Source organism: Subtercola boreus, assembly GCF_003399635.1.
Classification (GTDB): domain Bacteria; phylum Actinomycetota; class Actinomycetes; order Actinomycetales; family Microbacteriaceae; genus Subtercola; species Subtercola boreus_B.
Map to the genome: position 1 here is coordinate 294,145 of NZ_NBXB01000034.1, position 15,522 is coordinate 309,666.

Sequence of the window (15,522 nt, forward strand, 5' to 3'; positions counted from 1 at the left end):
CCTGCTGGCGCACGACCGGCAGCACGGCCTGGCCAGCGACACGTGCTCGCCGCGATCCGCTCGATCGGACAGCCCCCCGGAGTCGCAGAGCTCGCCGTCGTCGTCGATTCACCGTGGCTCGGAGGGCCCGCCCGCACCCGGCGGGGCTCTGTCAGCGAAAGTCGGTGCTGCGGGTGACAGTCGCGAAGCTTCCGTCGAGAGCAGCCATGAACGCGGCGTGCACGCTCGCCCCCGGAACGGTCGTCTCGCCCAGGCGCAAGTCGGGCGCGGCGCAGGCATCGGAGATCACCGTGCAGGTGAAGCCGAGTTCGTGGGCGGCCCTGGTGGTGGAGTCGATGCACATGCTGCTCATCATGCCGACGATCACCAGGTCGGTGACTCCCGCGCCGTCGAGGATGCCCTGGAGCCCTGTGCCGATGAAACTGTTCGGTTCGTGCTTCTCGAGGACCGTTTCACCTGCGAGGGGTTCGACGCTCGGGTGAAAGTCTGTTCCGGGTGTTCCCGGCAGGAAGAACGTTGCATCGGAGTCCGTGGCGACGTGGAAGATGTGAACAATGGGTTCGCCCGAGAGGCGGAACGAAGTCAGGACGGTGCTCGCGGCTGCAGCCGCGGCGTCCGGTTCGACAAGAGGGAACGCGCCTCCGGGAAAGTAGTCGAGCTGGATGTCAACGAGAAGGAGAGCACGGGCCATGCCTCCAGTATGAACGCCATCCCCCTTGCCGAAGCCACTAGCTTGGCCAACACGGTAACCAGCCAGCCCCGATTCATCGTCGCCGACACCTCCATCCCCCACCGGTTCCCCCTCGACGCGGACGCTCTCACCAGCCTCGTCTCCTCGGCCCAGGCCGCCGGCTACCGGGCCGTCGACGTCTCGGACGGCGTGACGCTCCTCACCCGGCGATGACATCCGAGTGGCTGAAAGCCCGGCCCAGGTGACAAGATCGTCAGGTGAATCAGAATCCTGTGGAACGCACCACGCTCGCCTCTCTCGACCTCGGAGACGCGGCACGTTTCAGCACTGTCGATGTCCGCCGGATCACCATTGCCCCGAACATCCATCCCGGGACGCACTGGCACAACGGGCCTGTTTTCGGTGTCGTCGAATCCGGTTCGGTTCATTTTCGCGTCGGCGACCAGAACGAGGTGATCCTCCGCCCGGGAGACACCTTCTTCGAGCCCGGCAACGCAACCATCACCCGATTCGACGCCACGCACGAAGGAGTCACGTTCCTCGCCTGGTTCCCCCACCCGACCGGGACCGACCCGGAACTGACCATGGGCGAGTTCCCCCCACGCGACAACACCACCCCGGCTGCGCCTCGCGCCCAGTGAGCACATCGGGCCCCCCGGCGGGGTCCGTCGGCTAGCATTCCGGGATGACGAACCCGAGCCCAGTCGACGACATCCCGATCGGCGGGGAGATCATCCGCCTGGGGCAATTCCTGAAGTTCGCTGGGATCCTCGACTCCGGCGGGCTCGTGAAGGACGTCATAGCGGACGGCCACGTGAGCGTGAACGGAGAGGTCGATCGACGCCGGGGGCGACAGCTGCAGCCCGGCGACATCGTCGGTTTCGAGGGGCGGAGGCTCCGCGTCTGCCCCTGAGGCGTCGGCCCTAGGTGTTCGAGCGGCCTCGACCCCTTCGACGGAGTCCGAGCACGATCAGGATGACGCCGACCACCGCGACGACGACTCCGATGTACAGCCACATGCGGTCACCGGTCATCGAACTGCCGGGGATGAGATTCGCGCCCTGACCGGCGAACACGGCGCCCACGATGAGCGCGATCACGCCGATGACGATGAGCGCGATTCGGGAAACACGGTTGTCCATGACCCCAATCTACCGCCGCGGTAGCGTTGTCGGGTGAATGAACCGAGAAGAACGGGCGGGCGACCGGAGGTCTCCCGCGAAGGGCCCCAGAGGCAGCTGACGGAACGGTCCCCGGCCGCGCTGTGGGGCCGACTGGTGGGCGCGGTCTTCGAACTCGATGGCGTGGTCGAGGGTCACAGCCAGGTCTCGCCGCCGTCATCCAGAGCCGTCTTCCTCACCGACCTGCTGGTCGAACGCGCACCGGAGACGTCTCTGGCGCCCGGAAGGCGGCTCGAGCCGGTGCATCTGCACGGGGTCACGGACACGAGCATCCACCTCTGCCTGCCCGCCGAGCGGGGCGCTGAACTCACCGATCGGGGATGGGGCGAGCCCCACCAGTACGAGGATTTCGGCACCGAGTTCATGATCTACGGCCCGCGCGACGAGCGGGAGCTGGAATTCATCCTGGTGCTGGTTCGCGAGAGCATCGGGTTCGCTCGCGGCCTGTGACACCCCTGAGCGCCCTTCTCTGTGAGCACACGCGCGTCAGAGGGCGGCGCGCCAGGGATCGGTGAGGATGCTGCCCACTTCGGCCAGCACGTTCGACCCGAGTTCCCCGTCGACGAGACGATGGTCGAACGAGAGGGCGAACTGCGCCACCTGCCGCACGACGACCTCGTCTCCCACGACCCACGGCATCGGCCTGATCCGGCCGAAGGCGAGGATGGCCGCCTCGCCGGGATTCAGGATCGGGGTTCCGGCGTCGACGCCGAGCGCACCGATGTTGGTGATCGTGATCGTTCCGTGCGCGAGTGCCGCGGGAGCGGTGGTGCCGGCTCTGGCCGTCGCCACCAGGTCGGCGAGACTTTCTGCCAGGTCGCGGAGGCCCAGGCGCCCCGCGTCCTTGATGTTCGGCACGAGCAGTCCGCGCGGGGTGGCAGCGGCGATCCCGAGATTCACGTAGTGCTTGGTGACGATCTCCTGCGTCGCTTCGTCCCACGAGGCGTTGATGCCGGGGAACCTCTGAGAAGCGACGACCAGGGCTCTCGCCACGAGCAGCAGCGGGGTGACCCGCACGCCCTGCCAGCCGCGATCGGCGCGGAGTGCGGCGACAACGTTCAGCGTCGAGGTGACGTCGACGGTGAGCCACTCGGTGACGTGCGGTGCGGTGAACGCGGATGCGGTCACGGCGGCCGCGGTCGCCTTCCGCATGCCACGGATGGGGACCCGAGTCTCGGCAGCGACAACCCCGGTCACCCCGGCCACGGCCGAGTCGCGCATCGGAAGGTGGAAGCGCCGGCTCGCCGCGACACTCGGCCCGCTGCCGACCAGCACCAGAGGCCTCGGTTCTGGATCGGCCGGCGCCGGAGCGACGACGGCGTCGGCGACACCGGCCGCCTCGGTGACCTCAGCGACCCCGGTCCCCCCAGCGACCGGCACCTCCCCCACCGTCCGGATGGTGACGAGCGGACTGTTCACGGCGAGCGTCGCGCCGGTCTCCCCGTGCAGCGTCTCGACCGTTCCGGCGTAGGGCGACGGGATCTCGACGATCGACTTCGCCGTCTCGATCTCCACGAGCGGGTCGTTGACGTTCACGACATCACCCGGCGCGACCCGCCAGAGCACGATCTCGGCTTCGGTCAGCCCCTCGCCGACATCCGGCAGTGTGAAGGTCGTCATCATGCCACCTGGAACGACAGTGAACGATCGATCGCGACAAGCACGCGGTCGATGTCGGGCAGGAACTGGTTCTCGACGCCGGCTGGTGGGTACGGCATGTTGTACCCGCCGACCCGCAGAACGGGCGACTTCAGGTCGGTGAAGCAGTGCTCGGTGATCGTCGCGGCGATCTCGGCGCCGATGCCGCCGAACGTGCTCGCTTCGTGAACCACCACGACGCGGCCGCTCCGCTTCGCTTCGTCGAGGAGGGTGGGCAGGTCGAGCGGCGACAGGCTCCGCAGATCGAGAACGCCGACCGAGTAGCCGTCTTCGTGCGCCGCAGCAGCCGCCGCGAGCGCCAGCGCGACGCTCGGCCCGTGAGCCACCAGAAGGGCGTCGTCGCCCTCCCCGATCATCCGTGAACCGTGAAGGGGCAGGTCGGGTTGCGGTTCGACCTGACCCTTGTCCCAGTAACGTCGTTTCGGTTCGAAGAAGATCACCGGGTCGTCGCTGGCGATGGCCTGTTGGATCATCCAGAAAGCGTCGTTCGGATTCGAACACGACACCACCCGGAGTCCGGCGGTGTGCGCGAAGTAGGCCTCGTTCGACTCGCTGTGATGCTCGACCGCGCCGATGCCGCCGCCACCCGGGATGCGGATCACGATGGGGAGCGTGAGGCGTCCGCCTGATCGTGCGCGGAGCTTCGCCAGCTGGCTCACGATCTGGTCGAACGCCGGGTAGACGAAGCCGTCGAACTGGATCTCGCAGACCGGCCGGAACCCCCGGAGCGCCAGCCCGATGGCCGTGCCCACGATCCCCGATTCAGCGAGCGGCGTGTCGACGACCCGATTCGCCCCGAACTGTCTCTGCAGCCCGTCGGTGACCCGGAACACTCCGCCGAGGCGCCCGATGTCCTCGCCCAGCAGAACGACACGGTCATCCGCCTCCAGGGCGCGGCGGAGACCGGCGTTGAGGGCTCCGCCCAGAGTCATGGTCTCCATGTCACACCTCCGCGTTCAGCATCGAGGCGAACGCATGGAACTCGGCTCGCTCCCGTTCCATCACGGGGTGCGGTTCGGCGTAGACGTTGCCGAACAGTTCCTCGAAGCGGGGGCGCTCGATCGAGAGGCAGGCGGAACGGATGTCGCGGGCGAAGTCATCCGACTCCGCACGCAACTCGTCGAAGAACTGCTCCGCCGCGCCGAGCTCACCCAGTAGCGCGGTCATGCGGGAGATCGGATCGCGGCCGCTCCAGAGCGTCACCTCGTCGGTGCCTCGATAGCGTCCCGGGTCGTCCGAGCTGCTGTGGCCCGCCATCCGGTACGTCTGAGCTTCGATGAACGCCGGTCCCCGGCCGGAGCGCACGTGCAGGGCGGCCGCCTCGGTGACAGCGTGCACCGCGAGAACGTCGTTGCCGTCGACGTGCCAGGCGGGCATCCCGAAGCCCGCCGCTCGCTGGTGCAGCGGCGCCCCCATCTGCGACGATGACGGGGTCGAGATGGCCCACTGGTTGTTCTGGCAGAAGAACACCACCGGCAGCTTCATCGCCGCCGCCCAGTTGAGGGCCTCGTTCACGTCGCCCTGGCTCGCCGCACCGTCGCCGAAGTAGGTGAGCACGATGTCGTCGGTGTCGGCCAGCCGGGACCCTGCCGCAAATCCCGTGGCGTGCAGGGTCTGGGTGCCCAGAACGACCGAGTAGAGGTGGAATCGCCTGGCCGCGCCGTCCCAGCCGGTGTGGCTCGCCCCGCGCCACTGGGAGAGCAGCTCCGACGGCGTCACACCCCGGGAGAGAGCTGCGGCGTGCTCGCGGTAGCTCGGGAAGACCATGTCGGCCGCATCCAGCGCCCGGATCGATCCGACCTGTGCGGCCTCCTGGCCCGCGCACTGCAGCCAGAGGTTCAGCTCGCCCTGCCGTTGCAGCGCGAGCGCTTCGACATCCAGTCGCCGGGCCAGCACCATCTCCCGGTAGAGGGACTGGGCGAATCCGACATCCACACCGCGGCTCTGCCCCAGCTCGGTGAGGGAGCCGTCGCTCTGCACGAATCGGATGACGTCACGTTCGGGCGTCGGAATGGACTGTGGTTCGAGCTCGGGCGCGATGCGCTCAAGCGATGCAACGTCTCTGTTGCTCATGGTGTTCTCCTCTGCCGGTGGGCGCGAGTCGTAACGATCTCAGAACTTGTGGTTCCGATCGAACGGCGATGAGTTCGCCGTACAGCACCATTTGAACAGACGTTGCGAATTTCCGCCAGAGCCGATCCCCGCGGGTGCTCGGGCCCGCTCGCCCACTCGGTTCCGGATCGGGTTCAGCCGAGGCCGGAGATGGTGTTGCCGGTCCGAGCGACCAACCGACCGCCTGCGAACAGCCAGGAGGAGGCGTCCGAGGAGATCGACCAGAGCACCTCATTGCTCTGCACGTTCGTCGCGGTTCCTCTGCCGTCGCGGAGTTCGTAGGTCGCCGTCAGACCGGCATTCGTCCAGAGTGCCCGGGAAGGATCGGCGAGGGGCGCCCCGGAGGTGGCCGCAAAGCGGCACGCCGCGTCAGGGAGGCCGTTGACGAGAAGCGTTGGGCCGTCGGAGACGGCAAGAGCCCCGGAACTCAACGCACCCGTCTCGGTCAGGGTGCAGGCATCCAGTTTGGTCGACCAGACGGTGTTGCCCGTCAGACCGTCGACGAGCGTGAGTGCACCGGGAGACTCGATCAGGAACTGGCCGTTTCCGACGAGATCGCTGCTGCCCGGCCGCACGAGAGGTGTGGTCACCTGAACGACGTCGCTGCCTGTCGGGATGCTCCGCGTCCAGAGCTGGTTCCCACCGTCATCGAGTCCGGTCAGGGTGAGCGCGCTTCCGCTGTCGTCGACGTCAGAGAGGCGGATCGTGTAGCCGGTGAAGAAGTCGTATATGAGCTCTTCAGAGCGTGGCGAGATCTCGCCCGTCGTCAGATTCAGCACGCTGTCCACAGACGGAGCGAGCCCGGGTGCCGGCGCGGTCTGCCCTCCCGTGGGGCTGTACGTCAGCGCGGTGTAGCCAAGACCCTTGGTCACGACCCGCATGTTGTGCAACCAACCTTCCACCGATGTCGACCAGACGGGGTGTGCCGCATCCCGTGGATCGAATCGGGCCACCCTCGACGGTCCTGTCGTATTCGAACGGGAGTCGACGGTCTCGATCATCGCGATCACTTCACCCGAATCGCCCGCGACCGCCTGCACCTGGCGAACGCTCTCTCCATCGGTCAGGGTGAGGGATCCGAGAGCTGACCCTGTGGACAAATCGAGGACTTCTTCCGGTCCGAAACCGGGTTCCTGGGTGTTGATGAGGATCCTGCCCGAGGTGCCGAGCACCAGGGTGTCGACTCCGACGTCGCGACTGGGGCCGCCGTCCCAGGACCAGTTGCGCGACCAGGCCTGCGTGCCGTCTGTCGTGTCGACGAGGGTGAGGGTGACACCGTTGTCCGTGAGATCACACGGGTCGGGTTCGTCTCCTGCGGTGATCTTCGGGCCTGACTGGAACAGCGCGTAGCCGTCCGAGACGCTGTAGACGTAGTGCTGCACGCAGGATTCGTCGCTCCCGAGCAGGTCGGTCGACCACAATGCGCCAGCCGGGGAGGAGAGAACGTCGTGCGGCGCAATCGGGGATGACGCGACGGCAGGCACAGGGTTCGGATCCGCCGTCGAGGTGATCGGCGGCGTCGTCGGGAGCGCGGTCGGCGGAACAGGAGCGGGCGTGCCCGTCGACGGAGCCGTCGCCGGGGTGAAGAGGGCGCCACCGCCGAGCGCGATCGCCGTCGTTCCGCCTGCGGTCAGAACGGCGACCACGATGATTCCGGCGAGCACTCGCACGTGACGAGTGCGCCGTCGTCTGGCGGGCTCCGCGGCAACCGTTTCGACCAGCGACTGCCTGATAGCCCGGCTGCGTTCCGGATCGAACGTCGGCTCGTCGTTCATTGTGCGCCTCCTGTCAGTGATCCCTCGGCGTGGAGAAGGTCTGCACGAACAGCCAGGCGTGCTTTGGCGCGCGACAGGCGCGATTTGACGGTGCCTGCCGGAATGTTCAGCACGCGAGCCGCTTCTGCGGTCGGAAGTTCTTCGATCACGCAGAGAGTGATCACGTTCTGGTCCGCAATCGAGAGCTGGGCCAGCGCACTCCGGATCTTCTGGGTCGCGCGTTCCGAATCGATTCGCGCGTCGACCGCTTCGAATGCTTCGGCGCCCCGGTCGTCCTCGCGAGGGAGCCGATCGAGCAGCGCACGGTGCCGGGTCCGGCTGCGGGAGACATTGCGGGCGACATTGTTCGTCGTGACCAGCAGCCAGGCGATCACGCTGTTCTCGACGATACGAACGGCGTCGCGCCGACGCCACAACTCGTAGAAAGTCGCAGCGGTGATGTCTTCGGCATCGTGCTGCGAACGCGTCAGGCGGAGTGCCTGGCGGAACACCCGGTCACGATGGAGATCGAAGAGATCGGCAAACGCAGCCGCGTCTCCGTTGCGAGCTGACGCCCACACCGCCAGTTCTTCGAATCGTTCTGTCCCCATACTTCATACTGTCCGGCACGACCGGTTCGGTTCCCGAAGGCCGCGATGAAGTCGGTCTCGATTCGATCACAGTGGGAGGCGGAGTGATCCCGGAGGCTAGGCGACGGTGGTCGAGTCGCTCCCGATCACGTTGTTGCTCGCGTCGTAGACCGTGACCGTGATCGACGTGCCCGATTGCGGAGTGCCCTGCACGTAGAAGGCATTCAGGTTGGTGATGGCGAACAAGTAGGTGACCGGATTGGTGCCCGACGAGCTGGTCTGGCTCAACCCGTTGAAGACCGGGGACGCCAACGCACCACCGATGGTGATGGTGACCGTCGATCCAGCGGGGAACGGAACGGGGTCGAAGTTGCTGGTACCCGAGTACGTCAGGCGGAGTGGGCGATTGGCAACGGGAGGGGTGGGCTGCAGCGTGACCTGGATGTCGGTGGGTACGGCGGTCGACGCCGACGCGGCCGGAACCGCCACGGCGAGAGCCACAACCGGCACCGCCCACGCGGCTCCGGTGACAACGGTTCGGCGGGACATTCCCTGGGCGGTCTCACTGTTGGCTGGAGTCATTGTTCAGGATTCCTCTGGATCGTCGAAGTAAGAGTCTGAATAAGACTTTAGAACTTTGATCGCCGCTACGTAACCCTTTCGGGGGTGCGATTTCGTGGTCGGCGATTCGGAACCCAGAGGCTAGCGTGGGCCGACGGCACCGGCGATCTGTGGGCCGACGATCGACTCAAGGGTGCGCGAGAACGCGAGCGTCATGTGGTTGCTGCCGAAATAGACGATCAGCCCGCCGATCACAACGTGGCACACGGTGGCATCGCAGAACGTGTCCGTCAGATCCACCAGGGAGACGCCGGGCATCTGGGCCGCCGCGATCGCCAGCGGATCCTGTGCGGGATCGAGCGTCGCCATAGCCTTCGGCACCGCGCAGGGGTCGTCGTCTGTGAGGTGCAGCGCGACGCACTCGGGGACGTCCTCCTTCTGCTGGTCGGCATTGGGCAGGTCGCGGAGTGCGATGACGCGCTTTCCAGAGGCGAGCAACGGCTGCCACGCCTGCTCGAAGTCGTTCGGGGTGATCGCCCGCCCCCCGAGAACAGGCGGGGGTTCGAGGTAACTGCGGGTGAAATCCGTGAACAACACAGCCGTGATAGCCGAATTCTGGTTCACGCTGTCGAGCACAGCCCTGCCCCAGTCGGTGCACGATCGAATCCGGTCGGGCACGTCGTAGCCGGGGTTCGCCACCCCTTCAGCTCCCGTGCCGCTGCACCAGGACTTCAGGTAGGTGATGAAGTGGATGTGGTTGGCCTGCCCGTACTCGTCGAGCGGTGTCAGGTACTGGCCCGCGTGCGAATCGCCGATCAGCGCGACGGTGGATGTCGGCGTGCTGACATCCCCGATGTCGCAGGTCATGACGGCATCCGCCATGATCGTCTGCTTGCAGTCGTCGACCGACTGCACTCCCCGGCCGATGTCGGTCTCTGCCGAGGCCGGGTTGGTGAGGCTGGTCACCGCGAACGGTGCCGGGCAGTGGTTCTGGCTGAGCGCGGCCGGCGCCCCCGTGCATCCCGGGTCGCTCCGGATGGCCGCTTCCACGCTCGCCGAATACTGGGAGTTCTGGATGACCGGCTGGGCGAAGGCGATGGATGCGCCGATGGCCACGATCGCCGTGCCGCTGAGGGTGATCGCGAGGGACTGCCACGCCGTCCTCTTTGTGAGCTTCCTCCGCACCCGGAGCGGATCCTCGACGAGCCGCTTGGTCGCGTAGGCGAGCACAATCGAGACGACCAGGATGGCGAGGCGGGTGCGCCAGCCCAGCGGCCGGGCGAGCGCGATCGGAACGAGCACGATGAACGGCCAGTGCCAGAGGTAGAGCGAATAGGAGATGTCGCCCATCCACTGCACGGGTCTGAGCCGGAGCAGCAGGGTCGGAGCCCAGGAGACAGCGGGCGAGCCGGCCCAGATCACGAGAAGGGTGCCGAGTACCGGCGGCAGTGCCCCGAGCCCGGGGAACGGCGTCGCGCCCGTGTACAGCGCGAGAGTGATGCCGATGACGAGGAGCCCGATCCAACTCGCTGCCGCCCGCACGAACGGGAGGGCACTCGGGGACGCCTTCAGGAACAGGGCGAGGATGCCCCCGGCACCGAACTCCCACGCCCGCGCCGGCGTCACGAAGTAGGCCGCTGCAGGAGCGGTCGCGACCGCGAAGACGGAGTAGACGAAGCTCGCGGCGGTGATGACGATGAGCCCGCCGACGATCCACCGGCGCGGCGCGGCGCTCTTCAGGCGACCGGTCATGGCGATGAGGCCGACGATGACCACAGGCCAGGCAATGTAGAACTGCTCCTCCGCCGACAGCGACCAGAAGTGCTCCACAGGAGACGACGCATTGGTGGCGGCCAGGTAGTCGACCGCATTGTGGGCGAGCAGCCAGTTCTGCACGTACAGGGCAGAGGCGGCGATCTCGGAGAAGAACTGCTGCCACTGCACCTGGGGAACGACGGCGAGAACGGCGACCCCGGTGACGGCGAGCACCAGGAGACTGGCGGGTAGCAGCCGGCGGGCACGCCTCGCCCAGAACGGCAGGAGGCGCACGCCCCCGGTGCGATCGACCTCCCGCAGGAGGTGGCCGATGATGAGAAAACCCGAGATCACGAAGAAGACGTCGACCCCGACGAAGCCGCCCGGAAGCCCCGCCGGCCAGAGGTGGTAGATGACCACAGAGAGCACAGCGATGGCCCGCAGCGCCTGGATCTCGGGTCGCACGGCCGAGCCTTGAGTCGTGGCGAGCTCGCGGAGCTGCCGTCGTGTCATTGTCACTGTGCAACTACCGTAACAAGTTCACCCTCGGGGTTCGTGCCTCACCGGCTTCAGGTGTTGCGGCGCGTCGCGGGCCTCGGGGAACGTGCCGGTGAACTCGCCCTCGTAGCCGAAGAGGAAACCGAGCACCCGGTTGTGCACCTGCATGCTGATCCGGTAGACGCCGGCTACGTCGTCGAACCATTCGTGCAGCTCGGCCGTGCCGCTGAAGATCATCGGGAACCGGAACGAGACGAACCTCCCCTCGTGGAAGCGCTGCCGGCCCGACCTGAGACGGAGGCCGCCCCTATCATCGACGTGCAGATCGAGATCGACGGCCAGATGCTGGTGGGTGCCCAGATAGTCGAGGATCCGGCCATCGCTCAGCACCATCGTCGCGTCGAAGCGACTCGGTCGCCGGCGCACCCGGTAGTGACGCACGAACGTGACGGTCTCCCGCCCGAAGGGATCGCGATAGGGGTAGTTCTCGATCGTGAACGGAACGTTCCTGCATCATCGGTGAGAGCCGTTGGAAGTCGGCGCCGAGAGCCTGCTCGAAGACGCTGGTCACGGGGCCTCCAACGTTTCGAGGGCGGCTGGTGCGGCATCCATCGGCCGGCCCCGGCGGGGAACACGACGGCAGCGGGATGCACGGGGCCGACCCGGTCGCCACACCTGCAGTACCGACCACAGCGGCCAGCGCTCGGGTTCGACGCCGGTCTCCGCCCAGATGCGCAGGCGGTCGAAACTCCAGGCTGTGGCCCAGCCGACCAGTCTCCGAACGATGAGGGCATCCAGCAACCGGCCCCAGCCGGGGGTGTAGTCGTAGCCGGTGAGGAAGGTGACCCCGGCCTCGGTGGGCAGGTAGCGCCAGTAGCCGCGGCCGTCGCCGAGCGGAGACAACGGATCGGCCGTGGTGAACCGCAGCGCGGAGGTGCGGGTGCCGTCCGGCCTGCTGCGTTCGCCGAGGGACGTGCCCGTGCCGACAATGGTGTGAAGCGGAAGCCGGCGTTCGTAACGGACGCGGTAGCCCTCCCCGGGGAGCGCTGCCGTCGGGGTGATGGAGGTGAAGCGCACATCCCAGCGCGGGTGCAGCTCCGGCTGCTGGGTGAGCTCCCAGACGCGATCGAGGGAACAGCGGATGTCGATCTCGACGAAGATCGCTGGCGGGCTCATCCGCTCATCCAACCGCACTCCGCTCGGCAATGTCCAGGTCGTTCTTCACTGCCTCAGTACACCTCGCGACGGTGCGCTGCCCTCAGAACGGTGACGAGGAGTTGGTCGTCGAGGATCTCGTAGATGACGCGATAGTCACCGACCGGCACGCGCCATGCCACGTCTTCACCCGCGAGCTTCTTGCAGCCTTGGGGTCGCGGATCAGATGCGAGCAGTCCGATCGCGGCCAGGAGGCGCCGACGGACGACTGGGTCGAGCTTGCGCAGCTGACGAGCCGCCGCGGTGGTGAACTCGACGGCGTACGGGCTCACTCCCCGAGCTCAGAGGTGAGTTCATCCAGCGAGACGCGTCCTCCGTCGTCCGCCGCCCTAGCGGCACGGTATGCCAACAGGTCCTGGGCATCTTCGAGACGCTCCAACAGTTCCAGATCGTCGACCCCGATAACAACGGCGGCCAGCTTTCCATTGCGAGTCAAGCCGATCCGTTCATGCCCGTAGGCAACTCGACCGACGATTGCGGAAAGCTCTGTACGCAAGTCGCGGGCGCTCACCGAGGCCGAAAGAGTGTCCATAAAGCCAACTGTATCATTTGCGTACACATTTGAGGATAAAAGCGGGCGACCGGGCCCTGGACTCCCAAACCGTCCAAGGGTTCAACAGCATCCACCTTTTCGACCTGCTCTACCGCGGCGGGTGGACCCTGCTCGCATTCACGGGTCGGCGCCCGAACGCGTCGACCCTCCCCTTGGATGCGACCGAAGGGCTGTCTGCGCGTGTCTCGACGCATGTGATCACCACCGACAGCACCCCAGTCGCCTCTTCTACCGATCAGGGGCGCACCCTTTTCGACCTCGATCAAGAAGCGCACCGAATTTATTTATGGGGCCACCGCCCCCACCCTTGTCCTCGTCCGGCCGGATGGGCGCTTGGCAATGCGCATGAATCTTGATGCAGCAGCCGACGTCGAGAGCTACCTCGATACGTGGGTTCCCGACGCAACACAGCAGTTCGCCTCGACCAGGAGTGCGATCGAAATCGCCGAGGCGCGATGAAGCGTGGTTCTCACGGCCAAGATTTGGCGGCCCCGACATGGGTCTCGCCCCATTCGATCAGAGCTTCAATAGCCTTCCACGCGCCCCGGATCTTTTCCGGGGCAGCTTCGACAGGAAGCCTGGTGAGGGCTGCGTAATGCTTCAGGCGGAGCAGCTCGATGTTGGGGTGGTCGCGGTCGTAGCCCCGGGGCGCAGTCTTCAGAGACGGGCCCGCCATCTCGAAGCCCGACGAGACAAGGGCATCGATGATCTCCGTCAGCTGCGCCGCGGCTGTGGGAACAGAGTCGATGGCCGTCCGGGCGCGAACCAACTGATCCCGGCTGGGTTCGTAGATACCGCCTCCAGCCTCGAGATGATCTGCGGTCAGGCTCAGATAGACTCCCCCAACCGAGCCAGCCCACATGCTGGCATTGGTCTTGTAGGGCGACTTGTCCGTACTGAACCGCACATCACGGTTGGGTCGCATGACCCGACCGGGTCCGTAGGTCTTCTCTGCTTCGCCGAGAAGATCCTCTAAAGGCTGCCGAACAGCGATGTCATACTGCTGCCTGTGCGCATCGAAGAACTGCCGTGAATTGTCTTTCGCGAGGCCGGCCAAGAAGGCACTCGCATCTGACCCGAATCCGGTAAACGTCATGTCACCACTCTGCCTGTTATCGCTCGTCACTGGGCTACTGAATACCATCGATCTTGAGAGGCATTCAGGACAGGAACACGAACGCACTCAGAAATTCGCGATCTCGCTACTCTCAACCCTGTGCTCCAATGCCTGAGAATTCGCCCTAGGTGTCTTCCCATAGAGGTTGTGTGCGTGGCGTGAGCTAAATAGGTGAGGACCTCCGGTATCAGTTGGGTTACCACACTCAATCGATGCCACGGAGGCCCTCATCTCTTACGTTACCCATCCCAACGCCCCGCTGACGTCTGAAGGGCGCCGCAAACTCGCGCCTTGAAATTCGTCCGAACCGCACCGAGAACGAAGCGCCGGGGGTACAACTGGCCTTGGCAACGGCCGACGTCCCGAGCGCCTACAAACAAGCATGCAACGCTGGCGCCATTCCTATAGCCGAACCCGTCACAACACCCTGGGGGCAGGTCGTTGCCTACGTCAAAGACCTCAACGGCATCCTCATCGAAATCAGCACAGCAATGGACGACTGACGAGCGGCGCGGACTCGAAAAGCTCGCCAGAGGAATCTCGAAAACCTAAAGGTTGATGAGGCGTCTCAGATATACACCCTCGATTGAGTCGAAGATTTTTCTGTGTTGTCATTCAGGGGTTCGCAACTCTCCCAGAGCCACCGCCCTATAGGTTTACGAGACATTCAGCCAAATCAATAGAAGCCGCGCGCATCCGCCGTTTCCGACAAGCCGACTGTGGATCTTATTCCAAGTAGTCGGTACCGAAGTAGCTTCTCGACTGCAACGCTGCCCGCCTATTCTCCGTCGCAGCCGTACGCGAACCTCACCTTGTAAGTGGCGCCCACCGGGGTCAGCACGGTAAGCCCGCAGGAACGAGTCGGCGCCGGCCAGTGCCGCTTTCTCTATGGCGTTGGCGTCGATCGAGACGGGATCGAGTAGGGCGTGGTCGAGTGCCGCGCGGAGCACGAGATAGGCGAAGGGGTCTGCTGCACGAGTAGGTGACAGTTTCTAGTCACGCAGCCAGTGCGGCTGGCGTGTTCATGATGGCCTCGAATTCGATCGGGGTCAAACGGCCCAGGCGGGGCTGCCTGCGTCGGCGGTGGTAGGTGCGTTCGATCCAGGTCACGATCGCGAGCCGAAGCTGGTCCCGGGTGGTCCAATTGCGTCGGTTCAGGACGTTCTTCTGCAGCAGGCTGAAGAAGAATTCATTGCCGCATTGTCGCCACACGATGCGACCCGTCCCATCGATCCGACCAGGTCGTGGCGGGCGAGCGCGCGAAGGAACTTCCGGCTCCGAAATTGCGATCCTCTGTCGCTATGAACCACACAGCCGGCGATATCACCGCGGCGCGCGGCAGCGTTTTCGAGGGCGTTCACCGCGAGGCTGGACTTCATTCGTGAATCGATCGAGTAGCCCACGATCCGGTTCGAGAACACGTCCTTGACTGCGCAGAGATAGAGCTTTCCTTCCGCGGCTTGGACCCCAGCCATCGTTGCAACACTGCTTGGTTAGCTGGCCTCTAGTAAAGCATGGAGTCGCTCGGCTGGGGTGTCCCAGTCCAGTGATTTCCGTGGCCGGGCGTTTAGCTCGGTGGCGCTCCTCGGGGGCGTGCCTGGAGAGGTCCGTTCCTTTAGGGAAATACTGTCGAAGGAGTGGCCTGGTCCCCGAATGTTGGACTTGATAATGAAACTCTACGCGGCGGCAATCTCTTGGGCGCAGTGCTCGTCTGGGCTGAGGTAGCCGAGTCGCTGTTGAATGCGGGTGGTGTTCCACCAGCGCAGGTAATTATTCAGCCCTGTGTGGAACTCGTCGAGGGTTGAGGGTTTCTGGATGCGGTACCACTCCTCCTTG

General features: G+C 65.6%; 18 protein-coding genes and 3 pseudogenes. 4 read left to right on the forward strand and 17 right to left on the reverse strand.

Features of this window, described 5'->3' with window-relative positions:
- Positions 1-151: 151 nt before the first annotated feature.
- Positions 152-691 carry a cysteine hydrolase family protein gene (locus B7R22_RS13560; protein WP_116412218.1) on the reverse strand — a complete coding sequence of 180 codons (540 nt, stop codon included), beginning with the start codon at positions 689-691 and terminating at the stop codon, positions 152-154.
- A 42-nt stretch (positions 692-733) separates the two neighbouring features.
- On the opposite strand from B7R22_RS13560, the gene B7R22_RS19260 reads away from it, so the two are divergent.
- The 3 genes from B7R22_RS19260 to B7R22_RS13575 are packed head-to-tail and all read left to right on the forward strand — an operon-like array spanning position 734 to position 1,604.
- Positions 734-904, forward strand: a complete 171-nt coding sequence (locus B7R22_RS19260) for a hypothetical protein (protein WP_172582387.1) — start codon at positions 734-736, stop codon at positions 902-904.
- A gap of 44 nt (positions 905-948) precedes the next feature.
- On the forward strand, positions 949-1,332 hold the full coding sequence (locus tag B7R22_RS13570) for a cupin domain-containing protein (protein WP_116412220.1): 384 nt from the start codon (positions 949-951) through the stop codon (positions 1,330-1,332).
- Positions 1,333-1,376: 44 nt separating this feature from the next.
- Entirely contained in the window at positions 1,377-1,604 is a 228-nt protein-coding gene (locus B7R22_RS13575) for an RNA-binding S4 domain-containing protein (protein WP_116412221.1), read from the forward strand.
- Between the two features lie 10 nt (positions 1,605-1,614).
- On the opposite strand, the gene B7R22_RS13580 is transcribed toward B7R22_RS13575, so the two are convergent.
- Positions 1,615-1,833, reverse strand: coding sequence for a hypothetical protein (locus tag B7R22_RS13580; RefSeq protein WP_116412222.1), 219 nt, complete (start codon positions 1,831-1,833; stop codon positions 1,615-1,617).
- Positions 1,834-1,866: 33 nt separating this feature from the next.
- Between B7R22_RS13580 and B7R22_RS13585 the strand changes: the two genes are divergently transcribed.
- The gene (locus tag B7R22_RS13585) at positions 1,867-2,322 is read left to right on the forward strand and encodes a luciferase domain-containing protein (protein WP_253259073.1); all 456 of its coding nucleotides are present in this window, start codon (positions 1,867-1,869) and stop codon (positions 2,320-2,322) included.
- Between the two features lie 36 nt (positions 2,323-2,358).
- On the opposite strand, the gene B7R22_RS13590 is transcribed toward B7R22_RS13585, so the two are convergent.
- The 15 genes and pseudogenes from B7R22_RS13590 to B7R22_RS20270 all read right to left on the reverse strand — a co-directional run.
- Positions 2,359-3,492, reverse strand: coding sequence for a dihydrolipoamide acetyltransferase family protein (locus tag B7R22_RS13590; RefSeq protein WP_367379195.1), 1,134 nt, complete (start codon positions 3,490-3,492; stop codon positions 2,359-2,361).
- Positions 3,492-4,472, reverse strand: a complete 981-nt coding sequence (locus B7R22_RS13595; protein WP_116412225.1) for an alpha-ketoacid dehydrogenase subunit beta — start codon at positions 4,470-4,472, stop codon at positions 3,492-3,494. Before B7R22_RS13595 ends, B7R22_RS13590 begins: the two co-directional genes overlap by 1 nt.
- A 1-nt stretch (position 4,473) precedes the next feature.
- Positions 4,474-5,604, reverse strand: a complete 1,131-nt coding sequence (locus tag B7R22_RS13600) for a thiamine pyrophosphate-dependent enzyme (RefSeq protein WP_116412226.1) — start codon at positions 5,602-5,604, stop codon at positions 4,474-4,476.
- 173 nt (positions 5,605-5,777) lie between these two features.
- Positions 5,778-7,418 (reverse strand): PQQ-binding-like beta-propeller repeat protein, encoded by a 1,641-nt coding sequence (locus B7R22_RS13605; protein ID WP_116412227.1) that lies wholly within the window; start codon positions 7,416-7,418, stop codon positions 5,778-5,780.
- Positions 7,415-8,008: an RNA polymerase sigma factor gene (locus B7R22_RS13610; protein WP_116412228.1), complete on the reverse strand. Its 594-nt coding sequence runs from the start codon at positions 8,006-8,008 to the stop codon at positions 7,415-7,417. Before B7R22_RS13610 ends, B7R22_RS13605 begins: the two co-directional genes overlap by 4 nt.
- Before the next feature lie 96 nt (positions 8,009-8,104).
- Positions 8,105-8,569 (reverse strand): hypothetical protein, encoded by a 465-nt coding sequence (locus B7R22_RS13615; RefSeq protein ID WP_116412229.1) that lies wholly within the window; start codon positions 8,567-8,569, stop codon positions 8,105-8,107.
- A 120-nt stretch (positions 8,570-8,689) separates the two neighbouring features.
- Complete coding sequence (locus tag B7R22_RS13620) at positions 8,690-10,816, reverse strand: acyltransferase family protein (RefSeq protein WP_116412230.1); 2,127 nt, start codon at positions 10,814-10,816, stop codon at positions 8,690-8,692.
- Positions 10,817-10,843: 27 nt separating this feature from the next.
- Positions 10,844-11,299 (reverse strand): annotated as a pseudogene (locus tag B7R22_RS13625) (DUF4166 domain-containing protein); the annotation flags it as partial.
- Positions 11,300-11,368: 69 nt separating this feature from the next.
- Entirely contained in the window at positions 11,369-11,977 is a 609-nt protein-coding gene (locus tag B7R22_RS13630; RefSeq protein WP_116412231.1) for an SRPBCC family protein, read from the reverse strand.
- Between the two features lie 53 nt (positions 11,978-12,030).
- The gene (locus tag B7R22_RS13635; RefSeq protein ID WP_116412232.1) at positions 12,031-12,288 is read right to left on the reverse strand and encodes a type II toxin-antitoxin system RelE family toxin; all 258 of its coding nucleotides are present in this window, start codon (positions 12,286-12,288) and stop codon (positions 12,031-12,033) included.
- Positions 12,285-12,548, reverse strand: coding sequence for a type II toxin-antitoxin system Phd/YefM family antitoxin (locus B7R22_RS13640; RefSeq protein WP_116412233.1), 264 nt, complete (start codon positions 12,546-12,548; stop codon positions 12,285-12,287). Before B7R22_RS13640 ends, B7R22_RS13635 begins: the two co-directional genes overlap by 4 nt.
- 490 nt (positions 12,549-13,038) lie before the next feature.
- Positions 13,039-13,665 (reverse strand): DUF2461 domain-containing protein, encoded by a 627-nt coding sequence (locus B7R22_RS13645; protein ID WP_172582391.1) that lies wholly within the window; start codon positions 13,663-13,665, stop codon positions 13,039-13,041.
- 1,017 nt (positions 13,666-14,682) lie between these two features.
- Positions 14,683-15,140: pseudogene (locus tag B7R22_RS13650) on the reverse strand (transposase); the annotation flags it as partial.
- 39 nt (positions 15,141-15,179) lie between these two features.
- Positions 15,180-15,342: pseudogene (locus tag B7R22_RS13655) on the reverse strand (IS30 family transposase); the annotation flags it as partial.
- A 20-nt stretch (positions 15,343-15,362) separates the two neighbouring features.
- A partial coding sequence (locus tag B7R22_RS20270; RefSeq protein WP_147305391.1) for an IS3 family transposase occupies positions 15,363-15,522 on the reverse strand: 160 nt, incomplete at its 5' end.

What these genes read in the sequence shown, in the direction of transcription:
- B7R22_RS13630 (WP_116412231.1), bottom strand. Translation starts at nt 11,977, where the DNA reads ATGAGCCCGCCAGCGATCTTCGTCGAGATCGACATCCGCTGTTCCCTC.
- B7R22_RS13590 (WP_367379195.1), bottom strand. Translation starts at nt 3,492, where the DNA reads ATGACGACCTTCACACTGCCGGATGTCGGCGAGGGGCTGACCGAAGCC.
- B7R22_RS13575 (WP_116412221.1), top strand. Translation starts at nt 1,377, where the DNA reads ATGACGAACCCGAGCCCAGTCGACGACATCCCGATCGGCGGGGAGATC.
- B7R22_RS13605 (WP_116412227.1), bottom strand. Translation starts at nt 7,418, where the DNA reads ATGAACGACGAGCCGACGTTCGATCCGGAACGCAGCCGGGCTATCAGG.
- B7R22_RS13600 (WP_116412226.1), bottom strand. Translation starts at nt 5,604, where the DNA reads ATGAGCAACAGAGACGTTGCATCGCTTGAGCGCATCGCGCCCGAGCTC.
- B7R22_RS13640 (WP_116412233.1), bottom strand. Translation starts at nt 12,548, where the DNA reads ATGGACACTCTTTCGGCCTCGGTGAGCGCCCGCGACTTGCGTACAGAG.
- B7R22_RS13560 (WP_116412218.1), bottom strand. Translation starts at nt 691, where the DNA reads ATGGCCCGTGCTCTCCTTCTCGTTGACATCCAGCTCGACTACTTTCCC.
- B7R22_RS13610 (WP_116412228.1), bottom strand. Translation starts at nt 8,008, where the DNA reads ATGGGGACAGAACGATTCGAAGAACTGGCGGTGTGGGCGTCAGCTCGC.
- B7R22_RS13615 (WP_116412229.1), bottom strand. Translation starts at nt 8,569, where the DNA reads ATGACTCCAGCCAACAGTGAGACCGCCCAGGGAATGTCCCGCCGAACC.
- B7R22_RS13580 (WP_116412222.1), bottom strand. Translation starts at nt 1,833, where the DNA reads ATGGACAACCGTGTTTCCCGAATCGCGCTCATCGTCATCGGCGTGATC.
- B7R22_RS13595 (WP_116412225.1), bottom strand. Translation starts at nt 4,472, where the DNA reads ATGGAGACCATGACTCTGGGCGGAGCCCTCAACGCCGGTCTCCGCCGC.
- B7R22_RS13645 (WP_172582391.1), bottom strand. Translation starts at nt 13,665, where the DNA reads ATGACGTTTACCGGATTCGGGTCAGATGCGAGTGCCTTCTTGGCCGGC.
- B7R22_RS13620 (WP_116412230.1), bottom strand. Translation starts at nt 10,816, where the DNA reads ATGACACGACGGCAGCTCCGCGAGCTCGCCACGACTCAAGGCTCGGCC.